The organism is Bradyrhizobium sp. Leo170 (assembly GCF_004296405.1).
Classification (GTDB): domain Bacteria; phylum Pseudomonadota; class Alphaproteobacteria; order Rhizobiales; family Xanthobacteraceae; genus Bradyrhizobium.
Genome location: NZ_PSRR01000966.1, coordinates 1 through 239, shown reverse-complemented (window position 1 = coordinate 239; position 239 = coordinate 1). Strand labels below are relative to the sequence as shown.

Annotated in this window: 1 pseudogene; it reads left to right on the top strand. The window is 61.5% G+C overall.

The features are described 5' to 3' along the window. A pseudogene (locus CWO89_RS45525) lies at positions 1-239 on the top strand (tyrosine-type recombinase/integrase); the annotation flags it as partial.

The window sequence follows — 239 nt, the reverse complement described above, 5'->3', positions numbered from 1 at the left end:
AACTGCATCTCATCGGCCAAAAGCGTTCGTGGTCCCACATCAATCAGGTGGCCTGCGCGCTGCGGTTCTTCTACGGCGTCACACTCGGGCAGACGGAAGCATTCGAGCGGATCATCGGTGGCCAGAAGCCCGACAAGCTCCCGCTCGTCCTTGGTGCCGAAGAGATCGAGCGCTTCCTGGACGCGGTTACAGGGATGCGCAATCGCGTCGTGCTGGCGACGGCTTATGCAGCGGGCTTA